At 39.5% G+C, this 20,589-nt stretch carries 18 protein-coding genes; 14 read left to right on the top strand and 4 right to left on the bottom strand.

Annotated elements, in window-relative coordinates; translation table 11 throughout:
* Positions 1 to 6: 6 nt before the first annotated feature.
* The 14 genes from FERPE_RS05345 to gyrB all read left to right on the top strand — a co-directional run bounded on the left by FERPE_RS05345 (position 7) and on the right by gyrB (position 15,247).
* Positions 7 to 1,800 carry a TIGR03960 family B12-binding radical SAM protein gene (locus tag FERPE_RS05345; protein WP_014451633.1) on the top strand — a complete coding sequence of 598 codons (1,794 nt, stop codon included), beginning with the start codon at positions 7 to 9 and terminating at the stop codon, positions 1,798 to 1,800.
* A gap of 4 nt (positions 1,801 to 1,804) precedes the next feature.
* Positions 1,805 to 3,121, top strand: coding sequence for a nicotinate phosphoribosyltransferase (locus tag FERPE_RS05340; RefSeq protein WP_014451632.1), 1,317 nt, complete (start codon positions 1,805 to 1,807; stop codon positions 3,119 to 3,121).
* Between the two features lie 82 nt (positions 3,122 to 3,203).
* A complete protein-coding gene (gene gcvT / locus FERPE_RS05335; protein WP_155804253.1) occupies positions 3,204 to 4,496 on the top strand; it encodes a glycine cleavage system aminomethyltransferase GcvT in 1,293 nt (430 codons plus the stop codon).
* Positions 4,497 to 4,537: 41 nt separating this feature from the next.
* A complete protein-coding gene (gene gcvPA, locus FERPE_RS05330; RefSeq protein WP_041262841.1) occupies positions 4,538 to 5,863 on the top strand; it encodes an aminomethyl-transferring glycine dehydrogenase subunit GcvPA in 1,326 nt (441 codons plus the stop codon).
* Complete coding sequence (gene gcvPB, locus FERPE_RS05325; protein ID WP_014451629.1) at positions 5,860 to 7,293, top strand: aminomethyl-transferring glycine dehydrogenase subunit GcvPB; 1,434 nt, start codon at positions 5,860 to 5,862, stop codon at positions 7,291 to 7,293. Before gcvPA ends, gcvPB begins: the two co-directional genes overlap by 4 nt.
* A gap of 36 nt (positions 7,294 to 7,329) precedes the next feature.
* The gene (gene aspC, locus FERPE_RS05320; protein ID WP_014451628.1) at positions 7,330 to 8,460 is read left to right on the top strand and encodes an aspartate aminotransferase; all 1,131 of its coding nucleotides are present in this window, start codon (positions 7,330 to 7,332) and stop codon (positions 8,458 to 8,460) included.
* Between the two features lie 211 nt (positions 8,461 to 8,671).
* A complete protein-coding gene (locus tag FERPE_RS10450) occupies positions 8,672 to 8,827 on the top strand; it encodes a hypothetical protein (protein ID WP_014451627.1) in 156 nt (51 codons plus the stop codon).
* On the top strand, positions 8,802 to 9,530 hold the full coding sequence (locus FERPE_RS05315; RefSeq protein WP_014451626.1) for an ATP-binding cassette domain-containing protein: 729 nt from the start codon (positions 8,802 to 8,804) through the stop codon (positions 9,528 to 9,530). The genes FERPE_RS10450 and FERPE_RS05315 overlap by 26 nt, the downstream gene beginning before the upstream one ends.
* A gap of 3 nt (positions 9,531 to 9,533) precedes the next feature.
* Complete coding sequence (locus tag FERPE_RS05310; RefSeq protein ID WP_014451625.1) at positions 9,534 to 10,487, top strand: 1-phosphofructokinase family hexose kinase; 954 nt, start codon at positions 9,534 to 9,536, stop codon at positions 10,485 to 10,487.
* Position 10,488: 1 nt separating this feature from the next.
* Positions 10,489 to 10,956, top strand: a complete 468-nt coding sequence (locus FERPE_RS05305) for a CBS domain-containing protein (RefSeq protein ID WP_014451624.1) — start codon at positions 10,489 to 10,491, stop codon at positions 10,954 to 10,956.
* 34 nt (positions 10,957 to 10,990) lie between these two features.
* Positions 10,991 to 12,292: a tRNA (N(6)-L-threonylcarbamoyladenosine(37)-C(2))-methylthiotransferase MtaB gene (gene mtaB, locus FERPE_RS05300; RefSeq protein WP_211204763.1), complete on the top strand. Its 1,302-nt coding sequence runs from the start codon at positions 10,991 to 10,993 to the stop codon at positions 12,290 to 12,292.
* Positions 12,276 to 13,013: an aminotransferase class IV gene (locus FERPE_RS05295; RefSeq protein WP_014451622.1), complete on the top strand. Its 738-nt coding sequence runs from the start codon at positions 12,276 to 12,278 to the stop codon at positions 13,011 to 13,013. The genes mtaB and FERPE_RS05295 overlap by 17 nt, the downstream gene beginning before the upstream one ends.
* Entirely contained in the window at positions 13,001 to 13,291 is a 291-nt protein-coding gene (locus FERPE_RS05290) for a DciA family protein (protein ID WP_014451621.1), read from the top strand. Before FERPE_RS05295 ends, FERPE_RS05290 begins: the two co-directional genes overlap by 13 nt.
* A gap of 57 nt (positions 13,292 to 13,348) precedes the next feature.
* Positions 13,349 to 15,247 carry a DNA topoisomerase (ATP-hydrolyzing) subunit B gene (gene gyrB / locus FERPE_RS05285; protein ID WP_041263319.1) on the top strand — a complete coding sequence of 633 codons (1,899 nt, stop codon included), beginning with the start codon at positions 13,349 to 13,351 and terminating at the stop codon, positions 15,245 to 15,247.
* Positions 15,248 to 15,717: 470 nt separating this feature from the next.
* Here the strand turns inward: gyrB and FERPE_RS05280 are convergent, their stop codons facing one another.
* From FERPE_RS05280 to istB, 4 genes are all read right to left on the bottom strand, one after another.
* Entirely contained in the window at positions 15,718 to 17,412 is a 1,695-nt protein-coding gene (locus FERPE_RS05280) for an ABC transporter ATP-binding protein (RefSeq protein WP_014451619.1), read from the bottom strand.
* An 18-nt stretch (positions 17,413 to 17,430) separates the two neighbouring features.
* Positions 17,431 to 19,152, bottom strand: coding sequence for an ABC transporter ATP-binding protein (locus tag FERPE_RS05275; protein ID WP_014451618.1), 1,722 nt, complete (start codon positions 19,150 to 19,152; stop codon positions 17,431 to 17,433).
* Positions 19,153 to 19,264: 112 nt separating this feature from the next.
* Positions 19,265 to 19,477 (bottom strand): hypothetical protein, encoded by a 213-nt coding sequence (locus FERPE_RS05270; RefSeq protein WP_014451617.1) that lies wholly within the window; start codon positions 19,475 to 19,477, stop codon positions 19,265 to 19,267.
* Between the two features lie 332 nt (positions 19,478 to 19,809).
* Positions 19,810 to 20,574, bottom strand: a complete 765-nt coding sequence (gene istB, locus FERPE_RS05265; RefSeq protein ID WP_014451263.1) for an IS21-like element ISCbe3 family helper ATPase IstB — start codon at positions 20,572 to 20,574, stop codon at positions 19,810 to 19,812.
* Between the last annotated feature and the right edge of the window lie 15 nt (positions 20,575 to 20,589).

Here is a 20,589-nt window from a genome sequence, read left to right as displayed (position 1 = left end):
TATACTGTGGTAAATTTGAACAACGAAATTCTTAGGTTCCTTTCTGAACATTTAAACACAGTCTCTAAGCCTGCGCGATACATTGGTGGAGAATACAACACCGTGGTCAAAGAAGTTAAAAAGGATATCCTCCGTGTTGCTTTAGCTTTTCCGGATGTCTACGAAGTTGGAATGTCTCACTATGGGCTTGAGATACTCTATTGGCTTGCTAACGAACTGGATTTTGTTTATGCAGAACGGACATTCCTACCGTGGACCGATATGATTGAAAAAATGGAAAAGTACAATATCCCGCTCTTTACACTTGAAACAAAAACTCCCATTTATGAAATGGACGTGCTCGGAATTTCTCTTGAATACGAGTTATCCTATACAAATGTGCTCAAGTTATTAGAGCTTTCGCGTATTCCTATTCGTTGCTACGATAGAAGGGATAATGACCCAATAGTTGTTGGTGGCGGACCGGTAGCGTTCAACTGTGAACCAATTGCTGAAGCATTCGATGCTGTGTACTTAGGCGATGGGGAAGTGAATTTTAAAAATTTTCTTAGGGTGGTAAAAGAAACTAAAGGATTCGATAGAGAAAGTCGTCTAAAAGAACTTGCAAAGATTGAGGGAGTTTACGTTCCTATCTTTTATTCATACACTGGCCGAAAGGTTGTTCCAAAATACGATTTTGTGCCAGCAAAAGTGAGAAGGAACATACTGAAGGATTTGGATAGTGTAAAACATTTTGAGAGGAAAATAGTTCCGCATGTTGAGAGTGTTCATGATAGGGTCGTTGTAGAAATCAGCAGGGGCTGCACTCGTGGATGTAGATTTTGTCATGCTGGGTATGTCTATAGGCCTGTGAGGGAGAGAAGTTTCGATAAGGTTGTTGAGATTGCAAAAAAGCTGATAGAAAATACAGGATATGATGAAGTTTCACTCCTATCACTTTCCGCATTAGACCACTCCCAGATTAACGAATTAGTCGATGAATTTCTTCCGTACATAAAAGAGAAGAAAATATCACTCTCCATCCCATCGACCCGCGTTGATGCTTTTAATATACAATTGGCTGAGAAAATTTCCACAATTCGAAAAACAGGTCTAACTTTTGCCCCGGAAGCTGGAAGTCAAAGGATGAGAGACGCGATAAACAAGCAAATCTCATATGACGAAATATTAAGAACAGCTCAAGAAGCTAAGAAAGCAGGTTGGAGGAGAATAAAACTGTACTTCATGGTTGGTTTTCCGAATGAAACAGAAGAAGATATACGGGAAATAGGTGAACTTGTAAAGGCTATCAAGAAAGTTGGTTTCATGGACATAACGGCATCAATAAACTTACTGATTCCAAAACCACACACGGCTTTCCAATTTGCAAAACTCCAGCCGCCAGAATACATGGACATGGTGAAAAAGATATTGAATCCATACAAAAAATTTGGAAAATTGGACATTAACGATGGTAAAAAAAGTTTCGTTGAGGGTATACTCTCTCGTGGTGATAGATTACTTTTTCCAGTCATTGAAAAGGCATACAAAATTGGTTACTATGATGAATGGGGTGAGCATTTCTCGTACGAAAAATGGTCGAAACTTTTTGAAGAAATAGACATATCTCTTTACTTGGGGCCGTATGGATTAGAAGATTTTCCTTGGGACCATCTCGATAGCGGAGTTGATAAAAACTTCCTTTGGAACGAGTATCAGAAATACTTTTCAGGTGAGACTACCATAGATTGTCGTGAGCGTTGTACATTATGCAGAGTCTGTATCGATTACAAAACAAGTAATGTTCTGAAAGGGAGGTAAGACGATGAGCGAGCAGAAGAATACGAATCTTAAAAGATTGCATCCCAAGGTCTTTAAAGTTCCTATAGATAGAATAAGGATGGGATATTATTCGGACAAATACTTCACTAGATACGTTGAAGTTTTAAAAAAGGACAACAGACACCCAAGAGTGTATTACCAATTCTTTCCACGTGACAACGCAATAGTTTGTGGAGTTGACGAGGCGTTGGCTATCCTTAGGTATTGCACAGGGTATTACAAAGATGAAGTAAAGGCAAAAGAACTCTACAACGAAATTATCAGTTTGGACAAAGCGATGCAAAGTTTGGCTGTTGAAGGGAATGTTGAAAAGATTGTTGAACTTACAAGGAAGAAATGGGACATTAGGTTGAAATTGAACGACCTTTGGGTTGATAAATGGGATGAGATAGAAGTCAGAGCAGTCTACGATGGGGAATTTGTTCCTGAAGGCGAGCCACTGATGACTATCGAAGGCGACCCTGTCTACTTTGGTTACCTTGAAACCGTCTTATTGGGAGTTATAGCCCGTGCAACGAGCACAGCAACCGCTGTTAAGAAAGTTGTTGAAGCGGCAAACGGAAAACCTATACTTTTCTTCAGTGCTCGTTTTGACCATTACTGGGTCCAAGCAACGGATGGATACGCTGCGCTTAAAGCAGGTGCATTCGGTGTATCGACCGATGCGAACGCGGATTACTGGGGAGTTGAATCCATGGGAACTATACCACACGCATTAATTGCAGCATACGATGGTAGCACCGAAGACGCAGCTATTGCGTTTGACAAATACATGCCGGATAATGTGAACAGGATAGTCCTTGTAGACTGGGACAACGATGTTATTGGAACAACGTTCAGAGTTGTTAAGAAGCATTACGAATACGTGATGGGAAAACCCTTCATACTTGGAGAAACGGATCCATCACCGATAATAGGACCTGGCAAAAACAAAATCTGGGGAGTTAGATTCGACACTTCAGGAAATCTAAGAGATAAATCCGTTACTCCAATAGGTCCTCAATCGTTTGGTGTGTGTCCTGAACTTGTTTGGAGAGCAAGAAATGAATTCGATAAGGTTGGGTTAAAGGATTTAAAGATAGTTGTTTCAGGAGGTTTTGACGAGGAAAAAATAAAACTCTTTGAATCATTAGGAGTTCCTGTAGATGTCTACGGTGTTGGCTCGAAACTTTTGAAGAAAAAAATAGATATAACTGCAGATATCGTGGAAGTTAACGGAAGACCGTGTGCGAAGGTGGGACGATACAAAAAAGACGCTTCACACTTGAAAATCGTTCCTAAACGTTATTGGGAAGAATAAGGTTGTTTTGAAAAACTTAGAATTACGAACTAAAATAGATTTTGAAGGGAAGATTAAATCCGTTTTGGAGATGGTATATGTCATGTGGAAAATAATCAAAAGTACAATAGGAGAAATAGAAGCGAAACTTATTGAGAAATTTTTAGAGGCATATGGTATTCCGGTGATTATCCAAAAGACGGACGTATTTGTTCATCCGATTTTTGGAAGTAGCGCTCAATGCGAGGTATTAGTGCCTGAGGAGTACTACGAGGAAGCTTGTAATTTACTTCAAAAGGAGGGAACTAAGGTGAAATACACACCACTGTATGAAGACCATGTAAAGTTAGGAGCAAAGATGGTAGAATTTGCAGGCTACTACATGCCGTTACAATACGAGGGAATCGTTGCTGAGGTAAACATGGTAAGAAAAGAAGTTGGAATGTTTGATGTCTCTCACATGGGAGAATTTTTGTGTGAAGGACCTGATGCTATAAACTTTGCAAATTATGTAGTAACTAACGATTTTGGTTCAATTGGATTTGGAGATGTCATTTACACAGCCATGTGTAATGAAAACGGTGGATTTGTGGATGATTTACTTGTGTACAAAATTGCACCTGATAAGGTTATGTTCGTAGTGAACGCAGCAAATATAACGAAAGATTTCAATCACTTATCGAACCTGGCACAGAAATTCAACGTTACCCTTAAAGATATATCGGACGAGACAGGTCTGATTGCCGTTCAAGGTCCAAAGGCTCAAGAAAAGCTCCAGCCACATACAAATCTGAATCTCGAAGATATAGGATTTTACTCCTTTGCAGAGGGTGAAATATTTGGAGTAAAAGGTATCATCTCGCGAACTGGTTACACAGGCGAAGATGGTTTTGAGCTCTACCTACCTGCCAACGAAACACCTTTTGTTTGGCGCAAGTTACTTGAGATTGGCATAAAACCAGCTGGTTTGGGTGCAAGAGATGTTCTTAGACTTGAAGCAGGGCTTTTGTTGTATGGAAACGATATGGATGACACAATAACACCACTCGAGGCGGGAATTTCCTGGGCAGTGAAGTTTGAAAAGGGTGATTTTTATGGCAAGGAAGCACTGCTAAAACAAAAAGAGGAAGGATTAAAAAGAAGACTCAGAGGGTTGATGTTCGAATCAAAGCTTGTCCCAAGACACGGAATGGAAGTTTACAAAGACGGGCAAAAGGTAGGTTATATAACAAGCGGAACGTTCTCACCAACGTTAAATAAACCAATAGCCTTTGCTCTCGTAGATGCGAATATCAAGCTTGGAGATATTGTTCAGGTATTGATAAGAGACAAATACGTAGACGGAACGGTTGTTAAAACTCCATTCTACCGTGGTAGTGTAAGGTCACGAAAGTGAATAATCTGAATTAGGTAGGGAGTCAGAAGGGAGTGAGTTACGTGCACAGGTACATACCACACACTGAGGAAGAAATCAAACAAATGCTCCAAGAAATAGGTGTTAACAGTATCGATGATTTGTTCGTTGATGTGCCCAAGACAATAGATGGTTACAACATACCTGAAGGTAAGGACGAATTTACTGTAAGGAAGATAGCGGAAAGCCTGGCTAAAGAAAATGTATCGTTTGACCCTGAGAACGTGTTCTTAGGTGCAGGTGTATACTACCACTACATTCCTACGGTTGTTAAACACTTGGCTTCAAATCCTAACTTCGTTACCGCTTACACTCCTTATCAGGCAGAAGTCTCTCAAGGCACTCTCCAAATGTTATTTGAATACCAGACGATGATGTGTGAGTTAACGGGTATGGAAGTAGCGAACTCTTCCATGTACGATGGTGCAAGTGCCTTTGCAGAAAGCTTGTTAATGGCAACGAGGATAACGGGAAAAACCAAAATGCTTGTTGCACAATCAATAAATCCCGAATACAGAACGGTTGCCAAGACTTACACAAAACCTCAGGGAATTGAAATTTTTGAAATTAAATACGATGAGACTGGAAAAGTAGATATGGACAATTTAAAGAGCTTGCTTTCCGAGGATGTCGCAGCAGTAGCAGTTGCTTATCCGAATTTCTTTGGAGTTATCGAAGATTTAAAGGCTATCAGGGAGATTGTGCCTCAGAACGTTGTATTCATAGTTGTGGCGGAACCGGTGTCCTTAGCATTGTTGGAAGCACCAGGGAAGTTCGGAGCTGATATCGTTGTTGGCGAAGGACAAGCACTTGGTGTTACTCCAAACCTTGGAGGACCTGGCATAGGCTTTTTCACAACACTTGAAAAGCACGTAAGGAAAATGCCCGGAAGAATTATTGGAGAAACAAAAGATATAGAGGGTAAGAAAGGTTATGTAATGATACTTCAAACAAGAGAACAACATATCAGAAGAGAAAAAGCCACATCTAACATCTGCTCCAACCAGGCTTATATAGCTTTGATTAATGCAATTTATCTTTCCACGATGGGCCCACAGGGGTTAAGGGAAGTTGCTTGGAGGTCATATAACAACGCGCATGTGCTTGCCAAGATGCTCGAAGAAAAAGGTTTCCAGCGGATTTTCAAAGGTGAGTTCTTCAACGAGTTTGTGATTAAGGTACCAGAGAATTATAGGGAAAAGTGGCATGCTATGGTTAAGGAAGGTGTACTTGGTCCGATACCAATAGACAGGGTATACAAATCACTTGGACCGAGCGCGCTTGTTTGTGCAACGGAAGTTAACACCAAGACATCCATGATGAAACTTGTTGAGGTGATGTCAAAATGACAATCTTTGAAAAATCCGTTCAAGGTAGGAAAGGTTACGAATTACCTGTTTACGATATCGAAGAGGTTAAATGTGAAATCCCTGAACACTTACTGAGGAAAGAACCTCCAATGCTTCCTGAAGTATCCGAAGTGGATGTTGTAAGGCATTACACAGACCTTGCACTTAAGAATTACTCGGTTGATAGAGGTTTCTATCCTCTCGGTTCTTGCACGATGAAGTACAATCCAAAGATTAATGAAGACATGGCAGCACTCTTCACAAATCTCCATCCATTCCAGCCAAGGGAAACAATTACTGGTGCGATAAAACTCATGGGGCATTTAAAGGAACTGCTTTGTGAGATAACAGGGACCGATGATATGACGCTCCAACCAGCAGCGGGTGCACATGGAGAGCTGACAGGACTTTTGGTTGCAAGAGCTTATTTTGAAGATAAAGGCGAACTTGAAAAGAGAAGAAAAGTGCTCGTTCCAGATAGTGCGCACGGAACGAACCCTGCATCCGCTGCGATGGCGGGATTTGAGGTTATTGAATTAAAATCTGGCGAAGATGGCTGTGTAAACCTTGATGAGTTGAAAGCACACCTGGACGACAGCGTTGCTGTAATAATGCTTACAAACCCAAATACATTGGGCCTTTTTGAAAAAGACATACTTGAAATAGCGAGGATGGCACACGAAGTTGGTGCATTACTTTACTACGATGGAGCAAACCTGAATGCAATTATGGGTAGAACTCGTCCCGGAGATATGGGATTCGATATTGTTCATCTGAATCTCCACAAAACGTTCAGCACACCACATGGCATGGGTGGACCTGGAAGTGGTCCAATAGGTGTTAAAAAACATTTGGCACCTTACCTACCCGTGCCTATTGTGAAAAAGACGGAAAGTGGATACGATTTGGACTACAATTTACCAAAATCTATAGGTATGGTGCGCAGCTTCTACGGTAATTTCCTAGTGATGGTTAAGGCATACACTTATATTCTAACTATGGGAAATAAAGGGCTTAAACACGTAAGTGATATGGCTGTTCTTAATGCAAATTATTTGAGAAAGAAGCTCTCAAGACTTTACAAAGTTGCATACGATAGGATTTGCATGCATGAATTCGTAATCGACAACGAGGAATTTGCAAAGAAAACAGGTGTGAAAACACTAGATATTGCAAAGAGAATACTTGATTACGGAATGCACGCGCCTACTATTTACTTCCCACTTATCGTTCACGAAGCGATGATGATAGAACCAACCGAAACCGAAAGCAAAATGACTCTTGACAGGTTTGTGGAAATCATGGAAAAGATTTACGAAGAAGCTCACAGCAATCCTGAGCTTGTTAAGAAAGCTCCATACACAACACCTGTTAAAAGGTTAGATGATGTTTCTGCAACGAAGTTCCCAATATTCAGATACAAAAAGTAAGATAAACAGCAAAACGTACATAGGTGGTGTTATCAAATGCATCCTACAGAATGTATAGCACCGTCAAAAACACTGGAGATTGATGCACTTGCAAAAAAGCTCTTATCTGAAGGCAAAGACGTAATTAACTTTACCGTGGGAGAGCCAGATTTTCCGACACCGAAAAACATAGTTGATAAAGCTATCGAAGCTTTGCAAAAAGGGTTCACAAAGTACACAGATAGCAACGGTATACCTCAACTGCGTGAAGCGATATCGAAATATTTGAAAGAAAAGAAGGGTGTGTCATATTCTTCTGATGAGATTGTTGTTAGCAACGGTGGTAAACAGGCACTCTTCAACGCTTTTTCTGCAATACTTGAAGAAAATGACGAAGTTCTGATGTTTGCTCCGTTGTGGGTTAGTTATGTTCCGCAGGTGCTGTTAGCAAGAGGTAAACCAGTGATTGTCAGGACGCGATTCGAAAATGGTTTCATCCCTACAAAAGAGGAAATCATATCGCACATAACGGATAAGACTAAAGCCATACTTGTGAATTCACCAAACAATCCAACGGGTGGCATATATGATAAAGAAACGCTTGAACTCATTGCAACGATAGCGAATGAGAGAAACATATTTGTTATTAGTGATGAAGTATATGATGACCTCGTTTACGAAGGAAAACACATTTCTATGTATGGGCTTGTAAAGGATGAACTACTTATATACGTCAACGCATTCAGTAAATCCCATGCGATGACAGGTTGGCGTGTAGGTTACACGGCAACTAAGAACAAAGAGATAAAAAAGAGGATTTCCAAAATCCAGAGTCATGTTAGTTCGAATATAAATACCCCAGCTCAATACGCGGCAATAGAGGCATGTAACACGGATAATGCTTCCATGATTGAGGAATTCAAAAAGCGAAGAGAGGTTATACTGAGATTTGCAAAAGATTACGGATTAGAATTTGTTGAGCCGAAAGGTGCGTTTTACCTTTTCTTCAAAGTCAATGGTAACGATGAAGAATTTTGTAGGCAGCTACTTTCAGAAAAATTGGTTGCAACAGTTCCAGGTAGTGCGTTTGAGATGCCAGGTTTTGTGAGAATCAGTTTTGCTACATCAGTGGAAAAAATAGAAGAGGGTATGAGAAGATTGGGCGAGTTTATTAAACAGCAAGCATAAAACAACATTAAAGGGCAAAAAGCAAAACGTAACGAAAAAAAGACAGGATTAAAATGTAAAATGGGCTACAGTTTGCGTAGCCCATTTTTTACTTTTTGTTTACCTTTCTTAACCTGAGCCTAAGAATATTAATCTGTCAGTCGGTGCAAGAACCTGGGTTTTGTGGTATAATACAGAGGAAAAGAAAAACTAATCAAAAGGAGTTGATAAAGTGCAAAAGGTTGTTAGAAGAAAGAAAGAAAAAATACTTTCTCAATACGAATTGATAAAGCTTGCCAACTTGGGTGATGAGAAGGCAAAATCGGAACTGGAAGAAAGATTAAAAGACATGGTGAAGAAGGATGAGAAAAAGAAAGACTCAAAGTAAGATAACAAATCTAACCTGTGAAAAATTTAGTGCAAAAGTGCAAGACAGTGTGCTATTTGAAAATGTGAATGTATCTCTCAATACCGGTCAATTTGCAGTTTTGTATGGTCCTAGGGGTTCCGGTAAGTCCGCGTTCCTCAGAAGCTTTGCTCTGCTGAACCAAGAAGTTTATCCGAATATAGAATACGCAGGGAACGTATATTTTGATGGCCAAAGCATCTTTCAAATGGATGAAAAAGAAGTTAGGCAGATAGTTACTTACTTGGATACAAACTTTCTCGAATCGCTTGATTATCTCAACTTCAAAGAACTCATTAGGTTGGTTTTTGGCTCGAGTTATAAATTCAAAATAGAAGACCACGCTAGTGAGCTTGATAATTTTGGAGTGTTGAAAGCTCTTTATAAATTCGAAAAAACACCTCTTTCTTCTTTGTATGTACTTGAAAAGATCGGACTGCTTCTTTTTGTCTCCACTCTTAGACAATCTTCAGTTCTTATACTCGATTGTTTGCTTGACCATCTTGATGACGAGCACGTAGAATCGGTTACAAGAGTGCTTAAAGGGCTTTCTGAGTACAAGCTTATAATATTGGCAACAAGAACACTGAAAAGATTTATAGGTTTAGGTGACGTGCTAATTGTTATGAAAAACGGTCAGGTAAAGTTCTACGGTGATCCCAAAGAATATGTATTGGGGGTATAAATTATGGAAGTTTTGGCTGTATGTCTCAACCCAGCGTTAGACCGTGAATTTGTAATTGACAATTTTAAAGTCGATGAATTGAATGTTGTTCCAAATGAAAAAAATACAATGACCCCTGGTGGAAAGGGAATTAATGTTGCTGTTATTTTGTCGCATTACGGTGTTAGTTCTATTGCAACAGGTTTTCTCGGAGGATACGTTGGTAATGTATTACTTTCTGAGTTACGGAAGAAAAATACGCTTATAACCACAAGCTTTTTGAGAATAAACGATGAAACTCGTGAGAATATAGCTATTGAGGATACAGTAAACCATACACTAACAGAGATAAACTCAGAGGGTCCGACTGTAACTGAGGAAGACGTTAGAAAGTTTATCAAAAGGTATGAAGTACTGGTACAAAAGGTAAAGGTAGTTGTGATTTCAGGTAGTGTTCCGAGAGGTGTACCAAACAGCATTTACGGCGAGCTGACAAAGATAGCGAAGAAATACAATAAGTTTGTTTTTTGGGAGGCACGCGATGAGATTATAACCGATTCCATAAAAATTACGTCTCCAGACGTTTTGAAATATGACATGCGAAGAAGTGAAAAGGTTCTTGGAAATATTTTAAGTACTGAACAAGAATACATAAATGCGGCAAAAGACCTTATTAAACAAGGAGCAAAACTGGTTATACTATCCTACAAAACGATACATGATTTTGTTGCGAACGAGGACGGTGTTTGGAAGTTCTCACCAAAAGTTCAGATAGACCACTCATACTTACTTGGTAGCGGAGACACGTTTGTTGCTGCCATGGTCTATGCGTATCTTCAAAATAAGTGCTGCCTTGATATGGCAAGGTATGGTTACGCGGCAGCTGTTGCAAAGACGAGTTATTTGGGTAAAGAACCTCCGTCAGTAGGTCAAATTGAAGAATTCCTAGCCCATGTCACAACTGAGAGGGTGGAGTAACATGCAGAATCTCAAGGTTAAGGATTTTATGACCTACGATTTGACATTCGTTTTCGAAAACGACACCGTTGAAGAGGTTATAGAAATACTTAACAAAACAGGATTATCGGGTCTGTGCGTTGTAGACACGGACTTGAAAGTTGTTGGATTTGTAAGCGAAGACGATATAATCAAGGCGTGTTTACCAAGCTATTTTAATTTACTTCAAACAGCAGCATTTTTGCCAGACACGAACTTATTCATAAAAAATTTGAAGAATATAGCCAAGGAGCCCATTGGTAAATACGCAACAAAGCCCGTATTCACAGTCAAACCTAACGATACATTGCTTTACGTATCAGATATGATAATGAGGAAAGGCTATAGGATTATTCCTGTTGTTGATGTGAACAACGTATTGCTTGGTTATGTTACAAGAGCCGCGATTTTGCAGAGTGCTATAAACATCGAAATACCTGGAGAAGTTTGATAAAGGTATTTGATTGAATAGGAGTGATGAAAGACTGATGAGAGTCTCTGTAATTACTCATGGTTGTAAGATTAATCAATACGAAAGTGAATTAATGATAGAAATCCTTGAAAACGCGGGATATGTAGTACTTTATGGCGAAGACAGAGGAGCAGAGGTTTATATACTCAACAGTTGCGCTGTCACGAGCGAAGCAGAGAGGAAAGTTAGACAAACAATACGGCATTTAAGAAAGCTCAATCCAGATGCTAAGATAATACTCACAGGTTGCTATGTTCAGATTCCCAGAACGGCTGAGGAATACAAAAATTTGGGCGTAGACCTAGTACTAGGAAATCTTGAGAAAAAGCGCATACTAAGCTTCATAAACAAAGTAGGAGGTTACTTCAACTCGCGTTACTGGGAAGAGGATGATATATCGTTCGAGATTGTTGAAAACTCCGTAACTGAGCGTTCCCGGGCTTTTGTGAAAGTCGAAGATGGTTGTAACAATGGATGTACATACTGCGTTATACGTTCGTTGAGAGGTACAAAGATTAGAAGCAAACCGTTGGAGGTTGTTGTCAAAGAGATAGAAAAGCTTGTTAGGAAAAAACACAGAGAAATAGTAATAACAGGTTTAAACTTGGGAAAATATGGTGCAGATTTAGGTTTAAATCTTGCACAATTACTCAGAACGATTGCAAAGATTGAAGGAGATTTTAGAATTAGGTTGAGCTCGATAAATCCTGAGGATTTGACAGATGAGTTGATAGAAGTTATTGCTCAAGAAGAGAGAATTTGTAATCATTTGCATATCCCTGCTCAAAGTGGAAGCACGAGTGTGTTGCGAAGGATGGGTAGAAACTATACGGCGGATGATTTTATCTCTCGAGTTCTCAAACTCAGAGAATTTGACCCATTGTTTTCGATCACGACTGATATAATGGTTGGTTTTCCTGCAGAAACAGATGAAGAATTCAAAGAAACTTTAGATTTTGTTAAAACCGTAGGGTTCAGCAAAGTACATACCTTTAGATATTCGCAAAGGCCTAATACACCTGCTGCACGTTTTGAAAACCAAATTCCAGGGAATGTAAAGAAAGAGCGTGCAGAGATTCTTATCAAGCACGCAGATAATGTTGCATACGAGTATAGAAAGAAGCTTGTAGGTAAGACAACCATCGTATTGGTCGAAGGTGTGCAGAATGGAATTGCTTATGGATATGACGAATACTACTTACTCCACGAAAGCAGTGGTGGTGTCACGGGAGAATTTTCAAAAGTAAAAATATGTTCCGTTACAAACGAAGGCGTGGTGTCGAAAGTTGTTCAAAAGTATGCATCAAACGAGTGAAATTCTAGAAGCATTGACAAGGGGAATAGCTGTTTACGAAACTCTTAGAACTTACAACGGAAAACCGTTTGCGATTGATGAACATTATCGTAGACTCTGTAAATCATTGGGATATTTAAAGATAGAACCTCCTACTTATAAGGAGTTTGAAAAATTAGTATACGACAATCTTTCAGAACGAATAAGGGTAGTATACGTATACGACGGTAGATTAATCAGTTACGTCCTTCAGGAATCTACCGAGAGTTTTGAAGTTAACTATGTCAAAGTAGATTTTACAACCGTCCGACGGGCAGATGCGAGTAGTATTCCTCCAGATTTGAAATCCATAGGAAGACCAGATATATACCTTGCAAGACTTACAAAAGGCGATAATTACGACGTACTTTTACTCGGCAGTAAAGGACAACTTTGCGAAGGGACATTTAGTAACGTGTTTTTAGTAAAGAACAATAAGATTGTAACGCCCTCGTTGGATTCTGGTATTTTGGACGGAATTACACGTATGTATGTAATAAAATTTCTGAAAGAAAAAGGTCACAATGTAGAAGAAAGATACGTTGAACCATTTGAAATCTTTTACGCTGATGAAGTTTTCTTAACACACACAAGTAGAGGTATTGTTCCTGTTCATCAGATTGGCACATTAAAAACTCTTAGTACAAACTTTTCTGAGAATCTTGCCAAAGAATTTGAGGAGTATGTAAAATGCTTACTCTAAAAAAAGCATTTGAAGATTTAGCAAAGAGCAACGAATTTTTTAGAAAGTTGCTTATCATGTCTTTATTGGAGGATGGAACTACGCAGATACTCGGTAGTGCAGTTTCAAAACACTGCGCTTTCAAAAACTTCGATTCAGGGATAGTAACGGTTGTGTGTGACGATATAATGTGGGTTAACGAACTGAGGAAGATGAAACGTCAGGTCAAAAAAAGGATAGAACAGCACTTAGGACTGGCAATTTCAGACTTGAAGATTGAAATTGAACGTAGGGGTTAAGAAGAGTTTTTTAAATTGGAGGTGGCAATTGTGGATAATGTTGTAAACAAAGAAGAAATGACAAATCAATACACTGCACAAAATATAAAGGTTTTGAAAGGTCTTGAGCCCGTTCGCGAGAGACCGGGTATGTACATTGGGTCTACGGGGAAGACAGGTTTGCACCATCTTGTGTACGAAATTGTTGATAACAGTATAGATGAAGCCATCCAAGGTTACTGTGACAAAATTAAAGTGACTATAAAGGCCGATGGTTCTGTTGAAGTTGAAGACAACGGACGAGGAATACCTGTGGATATACATCCCGAGACAGGAACGAGTGCGTTGGAAGTTGTAATGACCACACTCCATGCTGGAGGTAAATTCTCAAAAGAAAGCTACAAAGTCAGTGGAGGTTTACATGGTGTTGGTGCTTCAGTTGTGAACGCACTTTCAGAATGGATGGAAGTAGAAGTTCACAGAGATGGTAAAATCTACCGCCAACGCTACGCACGAGGTCAAAAAGTAACAGAAGTAGAGGTTATTGGTGAAACTACGAAACGTGGAACGATAGTTCGATTCAAACCGGATAAGACTATATTCACAACCGTTGAATTCGATTCAGACACGATACTTACACGACTTAGAGATTTGGCGTTCCTAAATCCGAATGTCACAATTGAATTTATTGACGAGAGAAACAATATCCATAGAACCCTTCACTACTCAGGAGGATTGAAAGAATTTGTATCCTACTTAAACAGGGGAGAGAAAACGCTTCACGAAGTGGTTTACATAGAAGGTAGTGTCCAGGATGTCCAGGTTCAAGTAGCATTCCAGTATACGGATAGTGACACTGAGGAAATTATCTCGTTTGTGAATAACATAAAGACTGTCGACGGTGGAACGCATGTGACAGGTTTTAAAACAGCTTTCACAAGAGTTGTTAACGAACTTGGAAAGAAGAAAAATATGATAAAAGGTGAACCGTTCAGAGGTGAAGACCTGCGTGAAGGGATGACAGCAGTCATAGCAGTCTTGATGATGGGAACACCTCAGTTTGAAGGACAGACGAAATCCAAACTTGGTAACGAAGAAGTCCAAGATGCCGTCGCAAAAGTTGTTAGGGACAAGCTAACAGATTACTTTGAAGTTAACGAGTCTGTGCTGAAGGTTATAATCCAAAAGGCACAGCAAACACGTGAGGCAAGAGAGGCTGCAAAACGTGCGAGAGAGGCTGTAAAAAGAAAGAGTAGTCTTGGCGCGTCGACATTGCCTGGAAAGCTTGCAGACTGCATAACCAAAAACCTGGAAGAATCAGAACTTTTCATTGTTGAGGGTGACTCAGCAGGTGGAAGTGCTAAGCAGGCAAGAGACAGGAACTTCCAAGCAATCTTGCCATTGAGAGGAAAGATACTTAACGTTGAGAAAAGCAATGAACTAAAACTTCTCAAAAACGAACAAATTAGAGATATCATCACAGCTATAGGAACTGGGACCGGAGATAATTTTGACGAATCGAAGTTGAGATATGGAAAGATAATAATAATGACCGATGCTGACGTCGATGGTGCACATATAAGAACACTACTTTTGGCGCTCTTTTATAGGTACATGAGACCATTACTGGAAAACGGAAGAATATACGTTGCAATGCCACCACTTTACAAACTCACTGTCAGTGGAGAAAAGCCTGTTTACTTGTATTCTGATGAAGAACTGAAAGCCAAACTTGCGAGCATAAACGGAAAACGGTATGAAATTCAAAGATACAAAGGTCTTGGAGAAATGAATCCAGAGCAACTCTGGGAGACAACGATGAATCCAAAGACCAGAAAGATAATTCGAATAACGATAGAAGATGCGGAAGAAGCGGACAATCTATTTGAAATCCTTATGGGGAAGGATGCAGAAGAACGCAGAGGATACATAATGAGACATGCAAGACAACTGAGCTTGGTTGATTTGGATGTGTGAAGTATTCAAAAAATAGCGAACATACGGTTTTGCACTAAACCAAAAAATGAAACAAAAAAAGACACCCCCGAAGTGGTAGAGTAAAACCATCAAGGGGGTGTTTTTTGGTTAAGAAGGGTAAGTCCAGCACTGTACTTTGCTTTTAAATAGCTCTGATCTCCAACGTACGTCAGAGTGAATGAGAGACCAAAGAGTGAACCAAGAAGATAAATCTTGCCCAGTTTCAATTCCAGGCCCGTCAGCGCATCGATAATATCTCTCGCAATGAGAGGAATGAAGTAATCGAAAATAGCAGAAGACGTTGCAAGAAATCCGCCTATTATTATAAGGATCAGAAAAGCGTCTTTAAACGAGAGAATAAAAACGAAGAACCTTTTTGATGCCCCAGGGTTTATCTTCCTTCCTGATTTTGAATGTGTTTATAACAAATTGAATGATTCATTTGTTTTTCAGATGTTGAAGCAATCTCTCTACATCACAAGCTGGTTTTTCACGATATTTCTGTAGAGAGGAGATTTTTCCATGAGTTCTTCATGTGTTCCTTCAGCTTCCACCTTTCCGCCGTTCATTAAAATGATCTTGCTTGCTTTCCTCACTGTAGAAAGTCTGTGGGAGATGATGATTACGGTGTTTATTTCTTTCAGGATTCTTTCAAGAATTCTCTCTTCTGTTTCACTGTCTATGCCAGAGGTGGCTTCATCCAGAATCAACACTTCTGGCTTTCTCAAAAGAGCTCCTGCAAGAAGTATTCTCTGCCTCTGGCCATCTGAGAGTTTTGCACCTTTCTCTCCAACAGGGGTGTCTATTCCGTTTTCCAGCCTTTCCACAAAATCACACTCACATATTTTGAGGACTTTCTCTATCTCTTCTTTGGGGAAGTGTTCGAAGAAGGTGATGTTGTTTCTTATTGAGGTGTCGAAGAGCATGTCGTTTGATCGAACAAGGATGATACTTTTTCTGAGAGAGGAGAGAGAGAACTCCTCGATGGGAATGTTGTTGATCAGGATTTTACCCTTTGTGGGTGAGAGGAGACGGTTGAACAGAGAAACAAGAGTGCTTTTTCCTACCCCCGAAGCCCCTACTATGGCGATTTTGTCACCCCGTTTTATTCTGAGATTCAGGTCAGTGAGAATCTCTTTACCATCAGGATAGTTGAAAGAGACATTTTGCAAACGTATTTCCTTGATGTCTCTGAGCACTTTTTTACCTTCTTTTTCAGGATTGAGTTGAGCAATCTCTTGGATACGTCTTCTGTATATCCCCAACCTTATGAAGTCCAGAGCAGAGCTGTAGACACCGCTTACAGAGCCGTAGAAGCCACTTACGAAATAGTAAAAGGAGATCGCACTTCCGATCGTTATCTTTCCTCTTGCAACGAGAATGGAGGACAAGGTAACAACGGTTATTGGAAGCAGACCATTCAGAAACGGGAAGAGACTCTCTGTCTTTGCTATCACATTGAACAGATTGTTCAGGGCGCTCATCCAGAGGTTTGAGCGCTTTCCAAATTCTTTATAGAACACATTCTTGGATTCAAACGCTTTGATAACGTTGATTCCGCTCATAGTCTCGTTTATGAACTTGACGCACTCTTCAAAGCTTGAACGTTCTTTTTGTTGATAATCCTTTATTTTTTTTCGGGAGGTGGATATAGGGAAGCCGTATATAGGAGATAGCAACAGTGCTATCAGAAGAAGCCAGGGGCTGAGCTGGTAAAATGCAACCACAAGTAAAGCCACTTTGAAAGATAGAGATATCAGTTCCGGAAGTGCCTGAGCGTATATATCAATTACATACCACCCGTCATCGAATACCCGTGTTATTATTTCACCCGTGTTTTTTCTTTTCAAATCGTTTGTATCGGCGTTGAGCATCAGTTTTATCTGACTCTCCACCAGGTTCCTGAACATTCCCACTTTGTTAACGGCAGAGACGAAACTGGCGATAAAGTCGAAAGCGATCGTCAGTATGAGAAATCCAAGAAACAGTATGACATTGCCCAGAAAGGCTGACAGCCCTTTATTTTGTAAAGCCGTGTCAATAGCGTTTTGCAGCAGAGTGACTCTTCTGGAATAGAAGAAGCTCGAGAGGATCAAACTCAAGGTTGTTAAAATGGCAAGTTTTATGTGTGTCATTCTCATAATGCGCAGTTTTTTCCCTTTCAATTCTTTCTTCCCTCCAGTTCACTTCTTTATGAACTGTTTTTCTAGAAGCTCTCTGTATCTTTCACATCTGCTCATCAGTTCTTCATGAGTTCCAGAGTCCAGGATACGTCCGCTGTCCAGGACATATACCTTCCTGGCCTTTTTTATTGTAGAAAGTCTGTGGGAGATGATGATTACGGTGTTTATTTCTTTCAGGATTCTTTCAAGTATTCTCTCTTCTGTTTCACTGTCTATGCCAGAGGTGGCTTCATCCAGAATCAACACTTCTGGCTTTCTCAAAAGAGCTCTTGCAAGAAGTATTCTCTGCCTCTGGCCATCTGAGAGTTTTGCACCTTTCTCTCCAACAGGGGTGTCTATTCCGTTTTCCAGCCTTTCCACAAAATCACACTCACATATTTTGAGGACTTTCTCTATCTCTTCTTTGGGGAAGTGTTCGAAGAAGGTGATGTTGTTTCTTATTGAGGTGTCGAAGAGCATGTCGTTTGATCGAACAAGGATGATACTTTTTCTGAGAGAGGAGAGAGAGTACTCCTCGATGGGAATGTTGTTGATCAGGATTTTACCCTTTGTGGGTGAGAGGAGACGGTTGAACAGAGAAACAAGAGTGCTTTTTCCTACTCCCGAAGCCCCTACTATGGCGATTTTATCACCCCGTTTTATTTTCATATCTATATTGGTGAGTACTGTGTTTCCGCTATAGCTGAATTCGACGTGTTCAGCTTCCAGTTTTTCGAACTCTTCCAGGTTCCTTCCACTTGTTTTCTCAAAAGGCAGCGAGAAGATTCTCGTGAAGTTTTCCCAGTTTGGTAGCGAGGAGAAGAACGTAGTCAAACCTGTGAGCACCATTCTCACGGTGTCGTATATCCAGTTCATGTAGGCTTGAAAGGCAACAAGAGTTCCGACACTTATTTCCTCTTTCCAGAGAAGGTATATTCCAAAGGCAAGTACAAGGGTGCTCCCTATCCACCTGTTCATATCGATGTTTGTGTTTGATAGTTCACTTGCCACACTGTACTTAATATTTGCTCTGCTCCACTCCCTGGCACTTGAGTCAAGAAAATTTTTGAGCAGTGAAGAAGCAGAGAACTGTTTGAGAGTTGAAGTTCCTTCGATCACCTCTCTTGCTCTCTTCATAAACGTTTGATAGCTCTCCTGATCTTTCTGAGAGGTCCTGATGACGAGTTTTTTGAAGAAAAGAGTCGACAGATAAAACAGAAAAATACTTACAAGAACAGCGATGGTTAGCTTCACGTTTAGGAAGAAGAGCACCACAAGAACAACGGCGAAAAATCCCAGATTGAATAAAATCTGTAATCTTCCAAGGTATATCCCTGAAACTGCCTTTGGTATGTCCCGTGTGAACACAGAGAGATAATCACCTGCGTTTTGAGGACTCAGATGATCGAGGGGAAGAGATAGAAGCTTTGCATAGGTGCTCCTTGTTTCTCTGATGCGTGAGTTATTGACCAGATATCTGGCTGCTGAATAGTTGAGTTTGTACATCACAAAGGACTGAAGAATCAGAACGAGGAGATACAGGCCTGCAAAGAGCAAAATCTCCCTGACACTTCCTTTGTAAAAAGCACTATCGATGGTGCTTTTGATGAGAAGAGGGGTGAGAATGTTGAAAATCAGAAACAGCGCTTCAAGAAAAAAGAAAAGTGGATAGTATCCTCTGTATTTTCTTTCAAATTTTCTTATGCTCTCTCTGATATGTTCAGGAAGTGAAAAGAACTTCATGCTGGTTTGTTCCCTCCTCCTTAAAATCATTGATTAAAAATTTCCCAGTTTTAGTATAACATTAGTAATTTATGTAAGAAAACGCGTTCAAAATCATTCAAATCTTATTTGTTCATTTTTTCAAAAGGAGGTTTATCATTTCATAATATTTTTCCTCCATAGAAACGTCTATTTTTAATTCCTCTTCTAAAGAACCATTCCAGTCATATACTGGGGAGACAATTACATTTGTGGTATTGAATTCAGAGTAAAAGTAAGTGTCTATTTTTAAAATATCCCAATTGAGTCTTTTGTGTAGGCCTGTGTAAGTAACCTCAAATGACATGTAAAAATCACTCTGTTTTAATAGATCTATGTTCATTTTTACTTGTTCAAAACTGTCAGTTTTGTCAATTAAACTGGGTCTTGTATAATTTTGTATCTCTTTTGGGCCATCTAAACGATAACAGTCGCCAAAATTTTTCCCATTTTTCCACCCCGGAGTAGATATTAGCGCAACCTATATGGTTTTCAAGTCCTACAAATAATTTGTGAGTACTTCAGAGTTAGCTTTTGAAGGCAGGTTTGAGATATAATTTTATTGTAACTCACAATATTTGTAAATGTCAATATCAAAATGAACAAAAAATCGAAAATAAAAATGTACAAAAAATAAACTTAGTTTTGCTGGTTTGTGTTGCTAAAATATACTGTTTTTGACTGCAATCTGTATGAAGGACCTTTTATGAAAATCACGTAAGAATGATGGAGTAGCCTATCCAAAATTGCATTTGCTATCGTCGCTCCACCAAATATCTCTCCCCACTCTGAAAATACAACATTAGTTGTTATTATTGTGCTGCTCTTCTCATATCTGCTTGATATCAGCTGGAAAAATAAATTTGCTCCATCATTGTCTATTGGCAAATAACCTATCTCATCTATTATTAAAACTTTGTATTTCGAAAAATGCTTAAGTCTGTACTCTAATCTGTTCTCCAATAATGCTTTCTTTAGCTGAGCTATTAACTCTTGAAAATGTATAAAATACGTTGAATACCTTCGTTTTGCACACTCTATACCTATTGCTGTGGCTAGATGCGTTTTCCCTACCCCTGGTGTTCCGACAAATAGTATATTTTCATTACCCTCTAAAAATCTCAAACTCATTAAGTCCATTATCTGTTGCTTGTTTATACTTGGCTGAAATGAAAAATCAAAATCTTCTATACCTTTTATAAATGGGAAATTTGCCACCCTCACACATCCTAATATAGCCCTTTCTTCTTTGGCTTTTATCTCTAAGTTGCTAAGTTCATACAATGCATCTGTCATACTCTTTTCTCCGCTTGCCACTAAATCTAAGTATTTGTCAAGATTATTCTTTATGTTGTGAAGACCTAACTCTTCTAAGTTGTTAAGTAGTTTCACATAGTTGCTCATTTTTAGATTTTCTCC

The organism is Fervidobacterium pennivorans DSM 9078 (assembly GCF_000235405.2).
GTDB classification, from domain to species: Bacteria; Thermotogota; Thermotogae; order Thermotogales; family Fervidobacteriaceae; genus Fervidobacterium; species Fervidobacterium pennivorans.
Note: the sequence above shows the minus strand (reverse complement) of the source record. Positions and strands in the feature narration are given on the sequence as shown.

Coding starts and splice junctions, on each gene's coding strand:
- FERPE_RS05315 (WP_014451626.1), top strand. CDS start 8,802: ATGAGAAAAAGAAAGACTCAAAGTAAGATAACAAATCTAACCTGTGAA.
- gcvT (WP_155804253.1), top strand. CDS start 3,204: ATGTGGAAAATAATCAAAAGTACAATAGGAGAAATAGAAGCGAAACTT.
- FERPE_RS05310 (WP_014451625.1), top strand. CDS start 9,534: ATGGAAGTTTTGGCTGTATGTCTCAACCCAGCGTTAGACCGTGAATTT.
- aspC (WP_014451628.1), top strand. CDS start 7,330: ATGCATCCTACAGAATGTATAGCACCGTCAAAAACACTGGAGATTGAT.
- gcvPB (WP_014451629.1), top strand. CDS start 5,860: ATGACAATCTTTGAAAAATCCGTTCAAGGTAGGAAAGGTTACGAATTA.
- FERPE_RS05275 (WP_014451618.1), bottom strand. CDS start 19,152: ATGAAGTTCTTTTCACTTCCTGAACATATCAGAGAGAGCATAAGAAAA.
- FERPE_RS05305 (WP_014451624.1), top strand. CDS start 10,489: ATGCAGAATCTCAAGGTTAAGGATTTTATGACCTACGATTTGACATTC.
- FERPE_RS05270 (WP_014451617.1), bottom strand. CDS start 19,477: ATGTCATTTGAGGTTACTTACACAGGCCTACACAAAAGACTCAATTGG.
- gyrB (WP_041263319.1), top strand. CDS start 13,349: ATGACAAATCAATACACTGCACAAAATATAAAGGTTTTGAAAGGTCTT.
- istB (WP_014451263.1), bottom strand. CDS start 20,574: ATGAGCAACTATGTGAAACTACTTAACAACTTAGAAGAGTTAGGTCTT.
- FERPE_RS05295 (WP_014451622.1), top strand. CDS start 12,276: ATGCATCAAACGAGTGAAATTCTAGAAGCATTGACAAGGGGAATAGCT.
- FERPE_RS05290 (WP_014451621.1), top strand. CDS start 13,001: ATGCTTACTCTAAAAAAAGCATTTGAAGATTTAGCAAAGAGCAACGAA.
- FERPE_RS05340 (WP_014451632.1), top strand. CDS start 1,805: ATGAGCGAGCAGAAGAATACGAATCTTAAAAGATTGCATCCCAAGGTC.